Genomic DNA, 17,829 nt, shown 5'->3' with positions numbered 1-17,829 from the left:
CATGACCCAGTCCACTTTCCCCCGTAGCTGGATCACCTCCGCCAACGGTCACAGCGACTTCCCTCTGCAGAACCTGCCGATGGGCATTTTCAGCATAGATGGCTCGGCTGCGCGCAGCGGGGTTGCCATCGGCGATGCGATTTTCGATCTGGAGGCCGGGTTGGCGGCCGGTCTGTTTGAAGGCCAGGCCAAAGTGGCGGTAGAAGCCTCGTTGGGCGGCGCGTTGAATGCCTATTTTGCGTTGGGCCGCAGTTCCCGCGTTGCCCTGCGTGAGCGTTTGCTGGAATTACTGAGCGAAGGCAGTACCCTGCGCGGAAAAATCGAAGCCCAAGGCGCCAGGCTGCTGCCGCTGGCGGCCGATTGCCAACTGCATTTGCCTGCCAAAATCGGTGACTACACCGACTTTTATGTAGGCATCGAGCACGCTAAAAACGTCGGAAAACTGTTCCGCCCCGACAACCCGCTGTTGCCTAACTATAAATATGTGCCGATTGGTTATCACGGTCGTGCCTCGACCATTCGTGCGTCTGGCGCCGAAGTCCGTCGCCCTAAAGGGCAAACCTTGGCAGCCGGTCAGACCGAGCCGACCTTTGGCCCGTGCGCACGTCTGGACTACGAGCTGGAACTGGGGATCTGGATTGGTCAGGGTAACGACATGGGCGACTCGATCCCGGTCAGCGAAGCGGGCGAGCACATTGCCGGTTTCTGCCTGCTCAATGACTGGTCGGCCCGCGATATCCAGGCCTGGGAATACCAGCCGCTTGGCCCGTTTCTGTCCAAGAGCTTTATCACCAGCATCTCGCCTTGGGTCGTGACCGCCGAAGCGCTGGAGCCGTTCCGCCGTGCGCAACCGTCCCGTCCCGAAGGTGATCCGCAGCCGCTGGCCTATCTGCTGGATAGCAGGGATCAGTCCAGTGGCGCGCTGGATATCGAACTTGAAGTGCTGCTGCTGACTGAATCAATGCGTGAGCAAAACCTGCCAGCCCATCGCCTGGGCTTGAGCAACACGCTGAACATGTACTGGACCGCTGCACAGTTGGTGGCCCACCACAGCGTCAACGGTTGCCAGTTGCAGTCCGGTGATCTGTTTGGTTCGGGTACCTTGTCGGGCCCGGACCGCTCGCAGCTGGGCAGCCTGCTGGAAATCACCGAAGGCGGTAAACACCCGATCGAGCTGGCTTCGGGCGAGGTACGTAAATTCTTGGAAGATGGCGACGAAATCATCCTGCGTGCCCGTTGTACCCGCGAAGGCCATGCCTCCATCGGTTTTGGCGAGTGCCGGGGCAAGGTCGTCGCCGCGCGCTAAAGGAGCGGATCATGGAACTGTTTACGTATTACCGTTCAACGTCTTCTTACAGGGTGCGGATCGCGCTGGCGCTTAAAGGTCTGGATTATCAGGCAGTGCCGGTGAATCTGATCGCGCCGCCTGGCGGTGAACACCGCCAGGCGGCGTATCTGGAGATCAACCCGCAAGGCCGTGTACCTGTTCTGCGCACCGATGAGGGCAGCGTGCTGACCCAATCGCCAGCGATCATAGAGTATCTCGAAGAGTGCTACCCGCAGGTGGCGCTGCTGTCCCGGGACCTTGTCACCCGTGCGCACGAGCGGGCGGTGGCGGCGCTGGTGGCCTGCGATATCCACCCGCTCCACAACGTCAGCGTGCTCAATCAACTGCGCCAATTGGGGCAGAGCGAAGAGCAGGTGGTGCAGTGGATCAGTCACTGGATCACTCAAGGGCTGGCGGCCATTGAGCAGCTGATTGGTGATGATGGATATTGCTTCGGGGCCGAGCCAGGGTTGGCGGATGTGTATTTGATCCCGCAGTTGTATGCCGCGCAGCGGTTCAACGTCGCGTTGACGCCGTACCCGCGCATTACCCGGGTGGCGGCACTGGCAGATAAACATCCGGCGTTTATCAAGGCGCATCCGGCCAATCAACCCGATACCCCTGCCTAGCGATTATCTGTAGCCGCTGCCGAAGGCTGCGAAAAGGGACGAAGGACCTTCGTTGTTGAAAAACACGAACCCTTCGGGCTCGATCGCAACCTTCGGCAGCGGCTACAGAGTTTTCACGTTGCAAATCCAACACCATAAAAACAATCAGGTACCTTGCGATGCACAATCAGCTTGCCAGCTTTCGAGCGGCTCTCGACGCCCAGCCGGTGTCGCGTTATCAGTGGATATTGTTGCTATTGCTTGCTCTGTTACTGGTCACGGATGGCTATGACGCTCAAGTTTTAGGTTATGTAGTGCCCGCACTGGCACAGGATTGGGGGCTTGAAAAAGCCGTCTTCGGTCCGGTATTCAGTGCCAACTTGTTGGGTTTGACCCTCGGCTCATTGTTGGTGACGCCCTTCGCTGACCGCTTTGGCGTTCGGCGAGTCCTGCTCTGTTGCGTACTGATCTACGCCAGCCTGACCCTGTTGATGGTCTTCGCCAACTCCCTTGGCAGTCTGATGGCTGCCCGTTTTATCTGCGGGATCGGTATGGGCGGCGCAATGCCCAGCGCCATGGCCTTGATGTCGGACTATTCCCCGCCACGCCTGCGAACTTTTATGGTGACACTCGCTGCTTGCGGATTTTCGCTGGGCGGTGCTGCCGGTGGTTTTGTCGCGGCAGGGTTTATCGATCAATTTGGTTGGCAGGCCGTATTTCTGGCAGGCGGGGTGACACCGCTGCTGTTGTTTCCGTTCTTGCTGATATTGCTGCCTGAATCTGTGCCGCGCCTGCTGCGTGACGCACCACCCTATGCCCGTTTGCGCAAAGTCACCGCGCGCATGCTGCCCAACTGGCAGCCGCCGATCACCTCTGCAGGTGATGCACTTGAAGAACAAGGCAGCAAACTGACGGTCATCGAGTTGTTTCGTAACGGCTATGCACTCCCGACCCTACTGATTTGGTCGACCTTTTTTGTCAGCCTGATCCTGTTGTATTTCATGATCAGCTGGCTGCCTTCGTTGCTGCTGGAGAGTGGTTTGAGCCTCAACGAAGCGAATCTGGTGACGTCGATGTTCCTGTTTTCCGGCACTGTGGGCGCAATGTCGCTGGCCTGGTTCGCTGATCGTCTCAAGCGCAAGGTGCGTCTGCTGGCTGCGGTATTGAGTGGGTCTGCGCTGTGCGCGGTATTGCTGGGGCTCAACCACGACAACCCGAGCTGGCTGGTAGCCAGTGTCTTTGCAGCCGGTTTTTGCATTATTGGTGGGCAGCTCACGCTCAACGCATTCGCCAGTAACTTCTACCCGGCTCATGTACGAGCCACCGGTACGGGCTGGGCATTGGGCGTAGGGCGCTTTGGCTCAATTTTAGGGCCTTTGTTCGGCGGCATGTTCTTGGCGATGCATATGCCGGTACAGCAGATCTTTTTCTTTTGTGCAATTCCGGCTGTGGTGGCAGCGCTGTTGATTCTTCAGGTTCGTTCGCCAGTGTCATCCGAGACAGTTGATACCCCGCGTGAGGCGCAGGCTCAAAAGGGCTAGGGGTTATGTCCGAAATCGTGAAAACCGCGCAGGCTTATTCCTGCGCACTTCAACGATTTTTTTGGCGCCGCCTATACTGGCGAATACCCATAATCGTTCGAGGGCCTGATGATGTTTGCTCTCATGCAAAGCGCTCAGTTGGAGTCGCTGCACCTTAGTGTGGACCCCGTTACAGGCCTCAAGGCGGTTATTGCCATTCATAACACTCGCCTGGGCCCAGCGCTGGGTGGCTGTCGTTACCTGGCGTATCCGAACGACGAAAGTGCTGTGAACGATGCTATCCGTCTGGCTCAAGACATGAGCTACAAGGCGGCACTGGCCGGCCTGGCAGTCGGGGGTGGGCAAGCCGTGGTTGTGCGCGCGGCTCATGTCGAGAGTCGTGCGGCCCTTTTTGAGGCGTTTGGCCGCTGTGTCGATCAGTTGGACGGGCGTTATATCACCGCGATCGACAGCGGCACCTCTACCGCCGATATGGATTGCATCGCCCAACACACCCGGCACGTGACCAGCACCACTGCGGCAGGCGACCCTTCGCCCCATACAGCCATGGGGGTGTTTGCCGGTATTCGCAGCACCGCGTCATCGCGCTTGGGCAGTGACAACCTGGAAGGTTTGCGGGTTGCGGTCCAGGGCTTGGGTAAGGTCGGTTACGCGCTGGCTGAGCAACTGCATGCGGCGGGTGCCGAGTTGCTGGTCTGCGATACCGACCCCGGTAAAGTACGTCTGGCCATGGAACAACTGGGTGCGCATCCCATTGCCTGCGAAGCCTTGCTCAGCACGCCGTGCGACATCCTTGCGCCGTGCGGCCTGGGCGGTGTGTTGAACTGGCACAGTGTGGCGCAGCTGCGCTGCTCGGCCGTGGCCGGGTGTGCGAATAACCAACTGACCAATCTGCAAGTAGCCGATCAACTCGAACGGCGGGGTATTTTGTATGCGCCCGATTACGTCATCAATTCCGGCGGGCTGATCTATATGGCGCTGACCCATCAGGATGCTGCGCCCGAGGCAATCAACCAGCAGTTGTTGCAGATCAGCCAGCGCCTGACCGGCATCTATGCTCACGCCCAGGCCGAAAAGCGCTCACCGGCACGGGTCTCGGATGAGCTGGCGCAACGGTTGTTGTACCCAAAGGATTAAAAGCAGGCTAAATCCAGTTTTGGCGCGTCTACAGCAAACCGTGTTTCAAATTCCACTAGCCCCGCATGCACTTGCTGCAATGCCTCAATCTGGCTCATCACAGCGTGTTTTTTGCGGGCGATGGCGTCGTTCACCACTTCCCATGGCAATGTCTGGCCACGGTGTTGATCAAGAATTGCCTGCATTTCCTTGAGCTTGAAGCCCAACTGCTGCGCGCATTTGATAAACATCAGCAGTTCAACACTTTGCTCGCTGTAGACGCGATAGGCGCCACGGCGTTGCGCGGGTGGTAACAGGCCTATGTCTTCGTAATGGCGAATGCTTTTGATGGTGGTGCCCGACAACTGGGCGGCTTTGCCGATGTACATGAAAAATCCTTTTAATCGCCGCCCGCCAGATTATCGAGTGGCGAGCCTGCGTGCCTCTTGAAGCCAGGCGTCTCTTTGGGGTGACGTGGCGTCGAGAATCGGGCCAAACGTCAGGGTTGCGAGGGGCTTTATGCCACAAAATGCCAAGGTGGTTTTGCGTATTTGATGCAGCCCCGGCATGCGATAAACCCATTTGTAGTACCACGGCGGGGTGTCCATGGTTACCAGCAGGTGCGCGCTGCGGCCTTTCAACAGCTTGTCGGGGAATGCCTTGCCCTTGCGGTACTGAAAGGCAAAACCGGGCAGCAGGATGCGGTCGAAAAAGCCTTTCATTAATGCGGGAATCCCGCCCCACCAGATCGGGTAGACCAGAACCAGCTGCTCAGCCCAGAGAATATCAGCCTGGGCGTTGAGCAAGTCAGGCTCAAGCGCCTGGATCTGCCTGTAGCCTTCATGCAGCACCGGATCGAAGCGCAGAGCACCCAACTGCATGAACCGCACATCATGGTTGGCACCCTTGGCCGCTTCTATATAGGTGTCTGCCAGAGCACCGCAGAAACTATCCGTGCTGGGGTGACCCAGGATCACCAGTACTCGCTTGCTCATCATCACGCCAACCTGAAAGGGGGCCTTTGAGGGTAGGGGCTGCCCCGTAGGGGAGAGTCAAGCGAGAGCCCGGTGCGGTTACTCGCTGTCGACCAGCAACTCGGACAGGGCGTCCGGCTGGCTCTTGAATGCCTTGGCAAACACATCGCGATTTTTCGCCATGTAAATACCGGCTTCTTCGACCTGCTGCTCGCTCAGCGACGGCACAGCTTTTTGCAACACTTCTGCCAGCAACTCAGCCAGTTCCAGCATTTTGTCATGACGGTCAGCTTCGGCTTTATCCATGAACAAGCGCTCCAGATCTCGGCTGCTGCGGTATACCACTTCGACGGCCATTTACCACCTCATATGCCTTCACGTAAATTATCTTGCGATTACTGTATTTATATACAGCGAAAAGGATAAGCCAATCACCAGGTTTTGAATAGCGGCTTTTTCACTCTAGCTGCAATTGGTAGGCGTATCGGGTGCCTGACGTGTCTAATAGCCGCCCGTCATCATCTTATGTGGGAGCGAGCCTGCTCGCGACGGTCTTGGCACCTTCGCGAGCAGGCTTGCGCCCACAGTTGAAAGTAGTGCGCTCTCACATGGCCTTTTTTCTGCATGTAAAAAGCGTCATGTGCATCGCGGATGATCCGTTCGAGTCGATTCAAGGAGCTGCATCGTGAGAGTTAATAAAGCTGAAAAGCTACGTCGCCAGGTTCATGAACTGGCCGAATCGATGGGCAATCTGTTCGTCGAAACCTTCCATTACCTTGCGCTGTTTGCGATTGGTGCGGTCACTGCCTGGGCGGCGGTGATGGAATTTCTCGGGATGGTGGAGAAGGGCAACATCTCTATTGATGACATCCTGCTGCTGTTTATCTACCTCGAGCTGGGAGCGATGGTCGGGATTTATTTCAAGACCAACCACATGCCCGTGCGTTTCCTGATTTACGTGGCGATCACGGCGTTGACCCGCCTGCTGATTTCCAACGTATCTCATCACAACCCGCCGGACATGGGCGTGGTGTACCTGACCGGGGCGATTCTGTTACTGGCGTTTGCCATCCTGGTGGTGCGTTATGCCTCGTCGCAGTTCCCGTCGGTGAAAATCGAGAACCCGCATCGCAAGACCGGTGCCGGCTCCGGTGAACACCCTGAGGTGGAGAAGGGCGAGTTGTAACCGCAACAACATGAAAAAGGGCGGGCTTACCGAAGTAAGCCCGCCCTTTTTTTGCGTCCTGAACGCTGAATCAGCTATTGAGTTCGAGTTCTTTTTCTTTCTCTAGAAACTCTTCTTCCAGCAGGGCGTCAGCACTCTGCTTTGGCTCTTTCTCCTCAAACCCTTCCGGAGAGAGCGTCACGGTACGTTTGCCACGCAGCTTGCCGAACAAGTGCTCCAGCTTGTGCTCCAGTTTGGTAGCGGCACCTTCTACCGCTTCTGTCAGCGAATCAGCGTCGTGGGAAACCAGAAACGGTTGGTGCCCTTTAGGTCGAGCCTCCATTTTGCAACGTTTGTCTTTAGTTCCAGATTTGCCACCGTTTTCATCGGTGACATGCACGATAACTCGAGTCAGGTCTTCCAAGTGACGTTCGAGCGTAACTTCAACTGTCGCAGTCACCCAATTTTGGGTACGTACGTCAACGGCGATGTTCTTATCGGAAAAGACTTCAGTTTGCATAATTCTTCCCTTATATAGCGTGCTCGTGTGAGGTCTGACGGCCTCGTGTGTTCAAAGGTTCATCGTCATCGCTCAGTTACAGTGTTTGGGCCGATGACCAAATATTTCAAGTACTATTTTCAGGAAGTCTCACGTGCTGTGACCGGCGTCAGTCTTTGGCTGTGAGAAAAGCCCGCATGGGCGGGCTTTGGTTGATTTATATCAAAATGCGACAGATGTCTGAACGTAGAGCGTGCGCGGCTCGCCGACGTATTTGCCCTTGTTGTTATCGTCAAACGAACGGGTGTAGTACTCGTGATTGAGGATGTTTTTGACCCCCATCGCCACGTTCAAGTCAGACAGTTGATGCCCGAAGTCGTAGCCCACCCGTGTGTTGAACAGCATGTATCCGGGGATTGAGCCGGTGCTGCCATCAGCGCTTTCGGCGCGGGTGTTGGCGTTGTCGGCGAACTGATTGCTTTGGAAGGTCGTGTCCAGGTTGGCTTTCCACGGCCCTTCGGTGTAACCCAGGCCGATGCTGCCCTTGTTTTTCGAGGAGAAGGGCACGCGATTACCCTTGTTCGGTCCATCTTCGCGGATAGTCGCGTCAACATAAGCGTAGCTGGCGTATACGTCGAAACCGGCCAGTACCGGGCTCAGGCCATCCAGCGCGTAGTTGACGCTAGCCTCGATCCCCTGGTGCCGGGTCTTGCCCCGTGCGATCACTGTATCGGTGGTCTGATTGCTGTCGTATTGATTGTTGAAATTGATCAAAAATGCGCCGATCTCCGCGCGCAGGTTGCCATTGTCGTAGCGTGTGCCGAGTTCCCAGGTGCGGGCTTTTTCCGGTTTTACTTCGCCGCCGGTGACGCGATTGGGCATCTGGCTGTACTGCACGCTGCCGAACGAACCTTCGGTATTGGCATAGATATTCCAGCTGTCGGTGACGTGGTACATCACGTTCAGCGCTGGTAATGGGGTGTTGTAGTCGCCCTTGTATTTGACGTTGGTCAGCAGGTTGGTTTGTTGCTGTTCAATCATTTCGTAGCGAATGCCGGGGGTGAACGTCCATTTGCCGATGTCGATCTTGTCGTCGATAAAGAATGCATGGGCTTCAGTAGCGCCACGGGTATCGCGGTCATTGCGGCTGTTGGTGGTCGGCAATTCGTTGGCCGCAATCGGTGTGCGGTAACGCAGTTCATGACCTGCTTCGTTGATGTAGCGATAGCCCGCGCCCACTTCGTGGCGGGTGTTGCCCAGGTCAAAGCCTTGTGCAATGCGGGTTTCGATTCCGCGTACCCAATATTCCCGTGGCGACAGCGAAAGGAAGGTGCCCTGGTCCAGATAACCGCTGCGCAGGGTTTTGGTGAAGAAGCTGTTGACCGTGAATTCACGGCGGTCTTCCTGATAGCGGTAGCCGAAGTTGACCAGCGTACGACGGCCCCAGAACTTGTCGTTCGGACGTGTCGACTGATACGGATCAGCTTTGTAGGCCGCAGTGCTCAAGCCGCCGGGCATCTCGGCTTCGCCGTCGTAGTACTGGGCCATTGCGTGCAGGCTGTTGGCTTCGTCGATCTGGTAGTTACCCTTGAGGATCAGATCGTCGATACGGGTGTCGCTGTGTTCGCGCCAGTCGCCACCGCGGGTACCGGAGTACAGCAAGGCGCCGCCCAGGCCATTGTCGGCCGTGCCGCCGGCGAGCAGGTTGGCGGTTTTCTTGAAGCCGTCTTGCGTGGAGGACGGGCTGGTTTCGGTCTGGAAACCAGCCTTGACGGTCGGTTCGTCGGGAATGGCGCGGGTCACGAAGTTGACGATGCCGCCTACGTTTTGCGGGCCATAACGCACGGCACCGCCACCACGAACCACGTCAAGCGCGTCCATATTGCCCATGCTGATCGGGGCAAACGACAGTTGCGGCTGGCCATAGGGGGCGAAGGGTACGGGGATGCCGTCCATCAAGACGGTGGAGCGGGTAGCCAGCCGTGGGTTGAGGCCGCGAATGCCAAAGTTGAGCGCCATGTCGTGGCTGCCGGTGCCGTTGTTTTCCGGGGCGTTGACGCCTGGAATGCGATTGAGTACGTCGCGGGCAGTGGTGGCGCCCTGGCGTTCGAATGCTTCGCGGCGGATCACATCACGTGCGCCGGCGTGTTCGAACACATCGATTTGCGCTGCTTCACCGAGCCAGTCGCCGACTACGCTGGAGGCGCCCAGCTCAATGCTCGCTGGTGCCAGCGAGGCTGCAGCGGGTTGCAAGCTGAACGCTCCCTGACCTTCGGCGCGGGCTTGCAGGCCCGTGCCTTCGAGCAAGGCCTGCAGACCTTGTTCGGGGTCGTAGGTGCCTTCCAGGCCCTTGCTTTGAATACCGCTGGCGGTAGCGGAACTGAATGAAATCAGCACCCCGGCTTCGCGTCCAAATTGATTCAGGGCGTTTTCCAGCGATGACGGCGCGATGTGGTAAGCCTTGGTGTCGGCAAAGGCCATCGGCAGGACGCTGAAACTCAAACTGGCACCCAATAGCAAGCGGGCCAGGGATGTGAGGCGAAAGGGCTGAGCGGGCATGAAGGGATCCTGAGACGAAGGGAATCAAAGTGGCTTACCTTCTCTGTCACGCCAGATTTGAAATCAGCTCACATTTCTGAAATTAAAATAAAGCCTTTTTGTGGGAGCGAGCCTGTTCGCGAATGTCGTTAAATCGCGATGCCTGAGACCTTCGCGAGCAGGCTCGCTCCCACATTAAATTTCATGCAACCATTACGCCCGTGCCTCAACCGTTACCCAATACCGGGTAAAGCGCTTGATCCGCACCGGCAGGCTGACAGCAAGCAACTCCAGCACCCGTTCGCTGTCGTCCACCGGGTAAGTGCCGGAGATCAACAGGTCGGCAACCTTGGGATCGCAGTTGAGCTGGCCACGGCGATAGCGTGCCAGCTCGGCCAGGAAGTCTGCGAGGCGCATATGGGCGGCGACCAGCATGCCGTCGCTCCAGGCGCCGCTCCCCGCATCCAGCGGGCGCGGCGGGTTCCAGGCCTGACGGTTAAAACTCAGTTGCTGGTGTGGCTCGACCCAGAGCGGGGGGCCTGAGTGCACAGTAGGTGTGAGCCTGACCCGGCCAGAAAAAACGGCGATTTCAGTGTGATTACTGAATTGACGCACGTTCAGGCGTGCGGCCTGTGGCTGCAAACTGCCGTGGGCGGTGAGCACCTGCAAGGGGCGCGAATCCTGGGCGGCGGTCAGTAATATTTCACCTTCAAGCAAGCGAATCACTCGCTGCTGCGCGTCGAACTTCACATCGACCGAGCTTGCGGTGTTGAGCTGGATCTGGCTGCCATCGTGCAATTGCAGTTTGCGCCGCTGACCTACCGGGCTGCTGAAGTCGGCCAGCAGCGGGGTGACGGGCAGCTGATCGCGCAGACCATAGGTCAACGCCGAGCCTGCACCCAACAGCAGCAACAGTTTCATGGCCTGGCGTCGGCTGCTGGTCTTTGGTGCGTTCAGGGCTGCATGGGCCAGTGGTGACGACAAACCGCGCAAGCGCTGGTTGATCCGCTGGATATGCTCCCACGCCCGCTGGTGTTCAGTGTGTGCCTGCAGCCATTGCTCCCATGCCTGCTGGCGCCTCGGGCTCAGCGCGCCATCCTGCATTTCGATCAGCCAGCTCACCGCTTGCTCGGCGACTGCGGAGCCGATGTCGGGTGGCTGATTGAATCCACCGTTCACAGGGCGAAGTAGCAGCGCATGGCTGCCTTGCTCAAATGGCGTTTGACCGTGGCAATCGAAATACCCAGTCGTGCGCCGATTTCGGCGTAGCCAAGCCCATCGACCTGGGCCAGCAAAAAGGCGCGTTTGACTGGGGAGGGCAGGCCGTCGAGCAACTGATCCAGCTCCATCAGGGTTTGCAGAATGATCGCCCGCTCTTCTTCGCTGGGTGCGAGTTGCTCCGGCATCTGGGCGAGTGCCTGCAGATAGGCGCGCTCCAGATCCTGGCGGCGGTAATGGTTGAACAGCACGCGCTTGGCGACGACGGTCAAAAATGCCCGGGGTTCGTTCAGGCTCGGGGTTTCGCGGGCTGTAAGCAGCCGCATAAAAGTATCTTGCGCCAGATCGGCAGCACTTTGCGGGCAGCCCAGCTTGCGCCGCAACCAGCCCGTGAGCCAGCTGTGGTGGTCCTGATACAGGACCTCGACGGTATTTGACTGCGGCAACGACCACTCCAGCTGCGCTGAAAACGCTTTAGAGAACAAGAATTGTTCGCATTGTAGTAGTGGCTTATTGAGTAGAGCAATCACCGCTGATCAATGAGGTGAGCGCTGGCCGTCATCTGTTTTTGCATATGAGAATATTTATCATTAGTATCGCTTTCCTTTTTGACCTGCGCACCGATGTCCATGACATGACCCCACCCGAACTTGATGATGGCTCCAGTAGCGAAGCGCGCCATGGACGGGCGCATTTTCTGCAGGTGTTTTTAACCCAGCGTCCGCAAATGGAAGCGCTGGTGAGCCGCCGCGTGGGGTGCCGGGCCACGGCCGCCGATCTGGTGCAGGATTTATTCCTGCGTTTTTGGCGGCGGCCACTGGTGCAGGTCGAAGAACTCAGTACCTACTTACTGCGCTGCGCGGGCAATATCGCTATCGACCATTTGCGCAGCGAAGGTACGCGCGGGCGGATCAACCATCACTGGCAGCCCGAGCCGGATGCCCAAAGCTGCGAGCCCCAGGCAGCGCTGGAAGCAGGCAATGATTTGCGTCAGGTCGAAGCGGCCTTGCGCAGCCTGCCCGAGCGCACGCGGCATATCTTTTTGCTCAACCGAATCCACGGTCGCACCTATGCCGAGATCGCCAAGGTCATGGGCGTGTCCCAGAGTGCTGTTGAAAAACATATGATGCGTGCCCTTGAGGCCTGCAAGGCCAGTTTGCGTGAGCCGAGATCAGGGAAGGCGTTGTGATCAGTCGTTCGAAAACTCCCATCACCCGCGAGCAGGAGCGCACCGCGCTGGCGTGGCTCAGTGTGCTGCACGATCAGCCCGACAGCGGCGATCAGGCCACCTTCAGCCGTTGGCTCAAGGCTGATCCGGCCCATGCCGAAGCCTATGCCCAGGCACAAGTTGTGTGGGAACTGAGCGAGGTGGCGGCCAGCACCCTGGCGGACGAAGAAGCGCTGGTGATGCAGCGTTACCTGTCAGCGATGAAAACTTCAAAGCGCAGCCGCCTGCGGCACTGGTCAGGCGGGATGGCGATTGCCGCGTGCTTGCTGATGATGGTCGGCGTGTTTGCCGGTTGGCAGCCAGCGCGTTGGCTGGACGATCTGGGCGCTGATTACGTGAGTGCGCCGGGGCAGGTGCGCACCGTCATTTTGGCCGATCAATCGCAGGTTACGCTCGATGCCGACAGCGCCATTGCAGTGGACTTCAGCGGTGGCGAGCGGCATGTCCAATTGCGCCGTGGGGTGGCCTTCTTTCATGTCACCCATACCGGCGAGCCTTTTGTCGTGGATGCCGAGGGCGGTGAATCGCGGGTGTTGGGCACTGAGTTTGAAGTGCGCCTGCAACCCGATGGCGCCCAGGTCACGGTGTTGTCCGGGCGGGTAGGGGTCAAGGCGAGCAAGGACGGGGCGCAGCAAATCCTCACTGCCGATCAGCAACTGGCTTACGACGCTGGAGTGACAGATGTGGTGCATCGCGTCGACAGCAAGGCCCAACTGGGCTGGCGCTCGGGTTGGCTGACCTACTACAAAACGCCGCTGGTCGACGTTGTGGCGGATCTCAAGCGCTACTACCCCGGCCAGATCGTGTTGCTCGATAGCCAATTGGGCGCAAAGCGCATCAGCGGCAGCTTCCCCAGCAAGGACCCGCAAGCGGTACTCAATTCCCTGCAAGGGGTGTTGGGGTTTGAACAGCACAGCTTGTTTGGGCGGGTGATTGTATTGCGTTGACTGCTCCCCTCACCCCAACCCTCTCCCGGAGGGAGAGGGTTGGGGTGAGGGGAAAGGGCCGCACACAAAATTAATTTTCAATCGCAGGTGAGGTAACTCCCGCCCCCATCCGTGTAGTGCTTGAAAATGCGAAAAGTTCGCATTCCGTATCGAGTCGACACACAGGTCATGAGCATGAAGTCCAGGGCAAGTTCGGTGAAACAGTGGTTGGGGGCTTCTGCTTTTTTGATCGCCGGGTTGGCGCTAAACCCGCTGTGCCTGGCGATTGCCGGCGAGGCACCTCAACAGCAGGTCAGCGCGATGTTCGACTTCAACCAGCCGGCCAAGCCGCTGCCCCAGGCCCTGAACGATTTTTCCCGTTTGACAGGCTTTAGCGTGGTCTATACCGACGAAGCCCCCTTCGGCCTGCAAGCCCCGGCAATCAAGGGCCGCATGAGCGCAGATGAGGCCTTGCAGCAGTTGCTCGCGCAGTCGGGCTTTAATGTGCGGCGCACCGACGCCAATACCTTTGCCCTCGAACCCCAGCCCATGACAGGCGCCCTGAATCTGGGTGCCACCAGCATCACCTCGCAGGTCTCAAACGACACCAGCTACCAGCCGCCAGCCAACACCTCAGTGATGCGTGGCACGGGTTCGTCCATGGAAGTTCCGCAGACTATCAACGTAGTCGCGGCCCAAGTGATACGTGACCAGGCACCGCGCAATCTGGATGACGCCCTGAACAACGTCAGTGGCATTACCCAGGGCAACACGCTGGGCGGCACCCAGGACTCGGTGATGAAGCGCGGCTTCGGTGACAACCGCGACGGTTCGATCATGCGCGATGGCATGCCTCTGGTGCAGGGGCGGGCGATGAATGCGACCACGGAGCGGGTCGAGGTACTCAAAGGGCCAGCCTCATTGCTCTACGGGATTCAGGATCCGGGCGGGGTAGTCAATGTGGTCAGCAAAAAGCCGCAACTGGAGCAGTACAACGCGCTGACAGTGCGTGGCTCAACCTACGGTGCGGGCAAAAACGGCAGTGGCGGCAGCCTGGACAGCACCGGCCCGTTGGGTGATTCGGGGCTGGCTTACCGGATGATCATCGATCACGAAGACGAAGATTACTGGCGCAACTTCGGCCTGCATCGCGAGACGCTAATTGCACCGTCGCTGGCCTGGTATGGCGACAATACCCAAGTGCTGCTGGCATACGAGCACCGCGAGTTTCTGACCCCGTTTGACCGGGGTACGGCGATCAACCCGGCCACCAACCACCCGCTGGATATCCCGGCTACGCGCCGTCTGGATGAGCCGTTCAACAATATGGAAGGGCGCTCCGACCTGTATCGCCTTGAAGTCGATCACGACCTCAACGACGACTGGAAAGCCCATTTCGGCTACAGCTGGAACCGCGAGACCTACGATGCCAGCCAGGTTCGCGTCACCCAGGTCAACTCCGACGGCACCCTGACTCGCAAAATGGACGGCACTAAAGGCGCGATCACCACTGACCGCTTCTCCACCGTCAGCCTGCAAGGCAAGGTTCAGGCTGCGGGCATGCAGCATGATCTGGTGTTCGGGTTCGATGACGAGTACCGCAAAATCTACCGCGCCGATCTGATCCGCCAGGACAGTCAGTCCATCTTCAACTACGAGAATCCGGTGTATGGCAATGAAGTTGCCGGCACCACGGTCAGCGCCACTGACAGCAACCAGACCGACTTGCTACGCAGCGATTCGCTGTTTGCCCAGGACTCCATTCACCTCACCGACCAGTGGATTCTGGTGGCTGGGGCACGTTTTCAGAAGTACGACCAGTTGGGAGGCAAAAGCATTCCGTTCAAGGTCAGCACCGACACCAACGGGGTGAAATGGATTCCCCGTGCAGGCCTGGTGTACCGCTACACCGATGAACTGTCGTTCTATGGCAGCTACACCGAATCGTTCAAGCCCAACTCCAGCATCGCACCGCTGAGCGGGGGCGTAGTACTGGATTCGTCTGTTGCCCCGGAAGAGTCCAAGTCCTGGGAACTGGGCGCCAAACTTGATATTCCGGGGCGTATCACCGGCACCGTGGCTTTGTATGACATCAAAAAGCGCAACGTGCTGGTGTCCACCACAGTGGGTACTAACACTGTGTATTCGGTGGCCGGTGATGTCGGTTCGCGGGGCCTGGAGCTGGATGTCAGCGGTCAGTTGAGCGAGCAGTGGAGCCTGATCGGCAGCTACGCCTACACCGATGCCGAAGTGACAAAAGACACGAAATACCAAGGCATGCGTTTGCAGAACGTGGCTAAAAACAGCGGCTCGCTGTCGGCGGTGTATGACTTTGGCACTATCGTGGGTGGCGACAAACTTCGGGTTGGCGCAGGCGCACGCTACGTGGGCGAACGGGCAGGCGATGCACTGAACGACTTCGACCTGCCGGGCTACACCGTGGCCGATGCCTTTGCGACCTACGACACTCACGTCGAAGGGCAAAAGGTCAAATTCCAGGTCAATGTCAAAAACCTTTTCGACCGCACCTATTACACCTCAGCGGCCAGCCGCACCTTCATCTCCATTGGCGATGCACGGCAATTTACCTTCTCCAGTACGCTGGAGTTTTAAGGCCGCACGGGATGGATTTTGCATCTGGTGGGAGCGGGCTTGCCCGCGATCGGATCGCTGCGGTGTATATGCAATACCGCGCTGTTTGAATCGCGAACAAGTGCCACCGCCGCTCTCACTGCGCTACCTGAACGCCGCCCGATATTCCCCCGGCGTACTGCCCAGGCTTTGTTTGAAGCGATTGGCGAAGTGGCTGGCGCTGGCGAAACCGCAGGCAAGTGCTACATCGCCCAGTGCCAGAGTACTGTTGCGCAGCAAATCGCGGGCGCGGGCCAGGCGGCGGGACAGCAGGTATTGATGGGGCGGCACGCCGAAGCTTTCGCGAAACATGCGCGCAAAGTGATAAGGCGACAGCGCGCACTGCGTCGCCAGTTGACCGATGCTTAGCGCCTCGGCCAGCCGGTGTTCGATGTAGTCGACCAGTTGGCGTCGTTGATAGGCGGCCAGTCCGCCCTTGAGTTGCAGCCCCTCGCGCAAGCCCACTTGAGTCAGTACGGCATGGTCGAGCAGGGCGCTGGCCAGGCTGCTGGTCAGCAGGCGTTCGCCGGGCTCGTTCCAATTCATGCCGAGCAGTTGGTGAAAACGCCGGTTTTGCGGCTCGTCATCCTGAAAGGTGATTTCCCTCAGTTGCAGCTCTCGTGGCTCGCGGTCGAGCAGACTGATGCAGCCCAACGCAAATTGCTCCTGGCTGACATACACATGGGCCAGACGAATCTCGCCATTGATCACCCACGCCGATTGATGGTCGGCGGGCAGGACGCAGAGTTTGCCCGGTGCGCCTCTGGCCCCGGGTTGTTCACGGCGAAAGGTGCCGGTGCCGCCGGAGATGTAGCACGACAGGGTGTGGTGAGTCGGCGCTTCATAATTGCGGATGTCGTGATGGTTGCTCCACATGGCCGCAGCCATGCCGTCACCCAGTTCGACGCTACGTTCCAGCCGTGCATTGGGCGAGCGGCCCATAGCTTGAAAGACTTGCAGGGTTTGCAGTGGGTACATGGTCAGTTCTCCAACGCTTTGCATCCTACTCCGTCGCGCCTCGGCTGCCAGCCCCGTACCAACAAAAGCGCAAGAATCTGCAAGTGCGCGCACAAGCGAAGGCACAAACTGAAAGCTATTGTCTGGAGTGCGCCATGAACCTGTTCTTGTATGTATTGACCGTGCTGATCTGGGGCACCACGTGGATCGCCCTGAAGCTGCAACTGGGGGAGGTGGCGATTCCGGTGTCCATCGTTTATCGCTTTGGTCTGGCCGCACTGGTGCTGTTTGTCGTGCTGTTGCTCAGCCGCAAGTTGCAGGTGATGAACAGGCGCGGGCATCTGATTTGCCTGGCCCAGGGTCTGTGTCTGTTTTGCGTCAATTTCATGTGCTTTTTGACCGCTAGCCAGTGGGTCACGACCGGCCTGATTGCGGTGGTGTTTTCCACCGCCACACTGTGGAACGCACTGAATGCGCGGATTTTCTTCAAGCAGAAAATCGCCCGCAATGTGATTGCCGGTGGTGCCTTGGGGATGCTCGGCCTGGGTCTGTTGTTCTGGCCTGAATTGAGCGGGCATACCGCGACGCCGCATATTTTGCTCGGCCTGGGCCTGGCGCTGATTGGCACTTTATGTTTTTCGGCGGGCAATATGCTGTCGAGTGTGCAGCAGAAGTCTGGCCTCAAGCCTCTGACCACCAACGCCTGGGGCATGTTCTATGGTGCCAGCATGCTGGCGCTGTACTGCGTGTTTAGTGGCATCCCGTTTGGCATGGAATGGAACACGCGCTATATTGGCTCGTTGTTGTACCTGGTGATACCGGGCTCGGTAATCGGCTTTACCGCGTACCTGACGCTGGTCGGGCGTATGGGGCCGGAGCGCGCTGCTTACTGCACGGTGTTGTTCCCGCTGGTGGCGCTGAACGTGTCGGCCTTCGTCGAAGGCTATCAGTGGACCGCGCCGGCGCTGGCTGGGTTGGTGCTGGTGATGCTGGGTAACGTGCTGGTGTTTCGCAAGCCCAAGCCGGTGGCACTGCAAGCCAAGCTGGCGTGAGGAGCCACCCCGTAGCAGCTGCCGAAGGAACGAGGCTGCGTTCGGTTGC

The 17,829-nt window shown here is 58.5% G+C and carries 17 protein-coding genes; 9 read left to right on the top strand and 8 right to left on the bottom strand.

The window, feature by feature from the left end:
* The first annotated feature begins 1 nt into the window (after position 1).
* The 4 genes from fahA (at position 2) to N7D90_RS19795 (ending at position 4,613) form a co-directional block, all read left to right on the top strand.
* On the top strand, positions 2 to 1,306 hold the full coding sequence (gene fahA / locus N7D90_RS19810) for a fumarylacetoacetase (RefSeq protein ID WP_261739582.1): 1,305 nt from the start codon (positions 2 to 4) through the stop codon (positions 1,304 to 1,306).
* Positions 1,307 to 1,317: 11 nt separating this feature from the next.
* A complete protein-coding gene (maiA, locus tag N7D90_RS19805) occupies positions 1,318 to 1,956 on the top strand; it encodes a maleylacetoacetate isomerase (RefSeq protein WP_261739581.1) in 639 nt (212 codons plus the stop codon).
* A gap of 158 nt (positions 1,957 to 2,114) precedes the next feature.
* Positions 2,115 to 3,476 (top strand): MFS transporter, encoded by a 1,362-nt coding sequence (locus tag N7D90_RS19800; protein WP_261739580.1) that lies wholly within the window; start codon positions 2,115 to 2,117, stop codon positions 3,474 to 3,476.
* Between the two features lie 111 nt (positions 3,477 to 3,587).
* Complete coding sequence (locus N7D90_RS19795; RefSeq protein WP_261742493.1) at positions 3,588 to 4,613, top strand: Leu/Phe/Val dehydrogenase; 1,026 nt, start codon at positions 3,588 to 3,590, stop codon at positions 4,611 to 4,613.
* Here N7D90_RS19795 and N7D90_RS19790 read toward each other — a convergent pair.
* The 3 genes from N7D90_RS19790 to N7D90_RS19780 all read right to left on the bottom strand — a co-directional run bounded on the left by N7D90_RS19790 (position 4,610) and on the right by N7D90_RS19780 (position 5,923).
* Positions 4,610 to 4,981, bottom strand: coding sequence for a MerR family transcriptional regulator (locus N7D90_RS19790; protein WP_261739579.1), 372 nt, complete (start codon positions 4,979 to 4,981; stop codon positions 4,610 to 4,612). The genes N7D90_RS19795 and N7D90_RS19790 overlap by 4 nt on opposite strands.
* Before the next feature lie 30 nt (positions 4,982 to 5,011).
* Entirely contained in the window at positions 5,012 to 5,590 is a 579-nt protein-coding gene (locus N7D90_RS19785; RefSeq protein WP_261739578.1) for an NAD(P)H-dependent oxidoreductase, read from the bottom strand.
* A gap of 75 nt (positions 5,591 to 5,665) precedes the next feature.
* The gene (locus N7D90_RS19780) at positions 5,666 to 5,923 is read right to left on the bottom strand and encodes a YebG family protein (RefSeq protein ID WP_019410845.1); all 258 of its coding nucleotides are present in this window, start codon (positions 5,921 to 5,923) and stop codon (positions 5,666 to 5,668) included.
* Positions 5,924 to 6,251: 328 nt separating this feature from the next.
* Between N7D90_RS19780 and N7D90_RS19775 the strand changes: the two genes are divergently transcribed.
* A complete protein-coding gene (locus tag N7D90_RS19775) occupies positions 6,252 to 6,752 on the top strand; it encodes a phosphate-starvation-inducible protein PsiE (RefSeq protein WP_261739577.1) in 501 nt (166 codons plus the stop codon).
* 70 nt (positions 6,753 to 6,822) lie between these two features.
* Here N7D90_RS19775 and N7D90_RS19770 read toward each other — a convergent pair whose 3' ends face one another.
* The 4 genes from N7D90_RS19770 to N7D90_RS19755 all read right to left on the bottom strand — a co-directional run bounded on the left by N7D90_RS19770 (position 6,823) and on the right by N7D90_RS19755 (position 11,432).
* The gene (locus N7D90_RS19770; protein ID WP_261739576.1) at positions 6,823 to 7,251 is read right to left on the bottom strand and encodes an HPF/RaiA family ribosome-associated protein; all 429 of its coding nucleotides are present in this window, start codon (positions 7,249 to 7,251) and stop codon (positions 6,823 to 6,825) included.
* A gap of 201 nt (positions 7,252 to 7,452) precedes the next feature.
* A complete protein-coding gene (fecA, locus tag N7D90_RS19765; RefSeq protein WP_261739575.1) occupies positions 7,453 to 9,789 on the bottom strand; it encodes a TonB-dependent Fe(3+) dicitrate receptor FecA in 2,337 nt (778 codons plus the stop codon).
* Positions 9,790 to 9,981: 192 nt separating this feature from the next.
* The gene (locus N7D90_RS19760) at positions 9,982 to 10,947 is read right to left on the bottom strand and encodes a FecR domain-containing protein (RefSeq protein ID WP_261739574.1); all 966 of its coding nucleotides are present in this window, start codon (positions 10,945 to 10,947) and stop codon (positions 9,982 to 9,984) included.
* On the bottom strand, positions 10,944 to 11,432 hold the full coding sequence (locus tag N7D90_RS19755) for a sigma-70 family RNA polymerase sigma factor (protein ID WP_261739573.1): 489 nt from the start codon (positions 11,430 to 11,432) through the stop codon (positions 10,944 to 10,946). The genes N7D90_RS19760 and N7D90_RS19755 overlap by 4 nt, the downstream gene beginning before the upstream one ends.
* 188 nt (positions 11,433 to 11,620) lie before the next feature.
* Here N7D90_RS19755 and N7D90_RS19750 point away from each other — a divergent pair, with 188 nt between their 5' ends.
* The 3 genes from N7D90_RS19750 (at position 11,621) to N7D90_RS19740 (ending at position 15,753) form a co-directional block, all read left to right on the top strand.
* Positions 11,621 to 12,175: an RNA polymerase sigma factor gene (locus tag N7D90_RS19750; RefSeq protein WP_261739572.1), complete on the top strand. Its 555-nt coding sequence runs from the start codon at positions 11,621 to 11,623 to the stop codon at positions 12,173 to 12,175.
* On the top strand, positions 12,172 to 13,161 hold the full coding sequence (locus N7D90_RS19745; protein ID WP_261739571.1) for a FecR family protein: 990 nt from the start codon (positions 12,172 to 12,174) through the stop codon (positions 13,159 to 13,161). The genes N7D90_RS19750 and N7D90_RS19745 overlap by 4 nt, the downstream gene beginning before the upstream one ends.
* Before the next feature lie 174 nt (positions 13,162 to 13,335).
* Positions 13,336 to 15,753, top strand: a complete 2,418-nt coding sequence (locus N7D90_RS19740; RefSeq protein WP_261742492.1) for a TonB-dependent siderophore receptor — start codon at positions 13,336 to 13,338, stop codon at positions 15,751 to 15,753.
* Positions 15,754 to 15,876: 123 nt separating this feature from the next.
* On the opposite strand, the gene N7D90_RS19735 is transcribed toward N7D90_RS19740, so the two are convergent.
* Positions 15,877 to 16,749, bottom strand: a complete 873-nt coding sequence (locus N7D90_RS19735; RefSeq protein ID WP_261742491.1) for a helix-turn-helix domain-containing protein — start codon at positions 16,747 to 16,749, stop codon at positions 15,877 to 15,879.
* 134 nt (positions 16,750 to 16,883) lie between these two features.
* On the opposite strand from N7D90_RS19735, the gene N7D90_RS19730 reads away from it, so the two are divergent.
* Complete coding sequence (locus N7D90_RS19730; protein WP_261739570.1) at positions 16,884 to 17,780, top strand: DMT family transporter; 897 nt, start codon at positions 16,884 to 16,886, stop codon at positions 17,778 to 17,780.
* Positions 17,781 to 17,829: the final 49 nt, after the last annotated feature.

This window comes from Pseudomonas fragi, assembly GCF_025426255.1.
In the GTDB taxonomy this organism is placed as follows: Bacteria; Pseudomonadota; Gammaproteobacteria; order Pseudomonadales; family Pseudomonadaceae; genus Aquipseudomonas; species Aquipseudomonas kulmbachensis.
The sequence above is the reverse complement of the archived record's forward strand: the minus strand, read 5'-3'. Positions and strand labels throughout refer to the sequence as shown.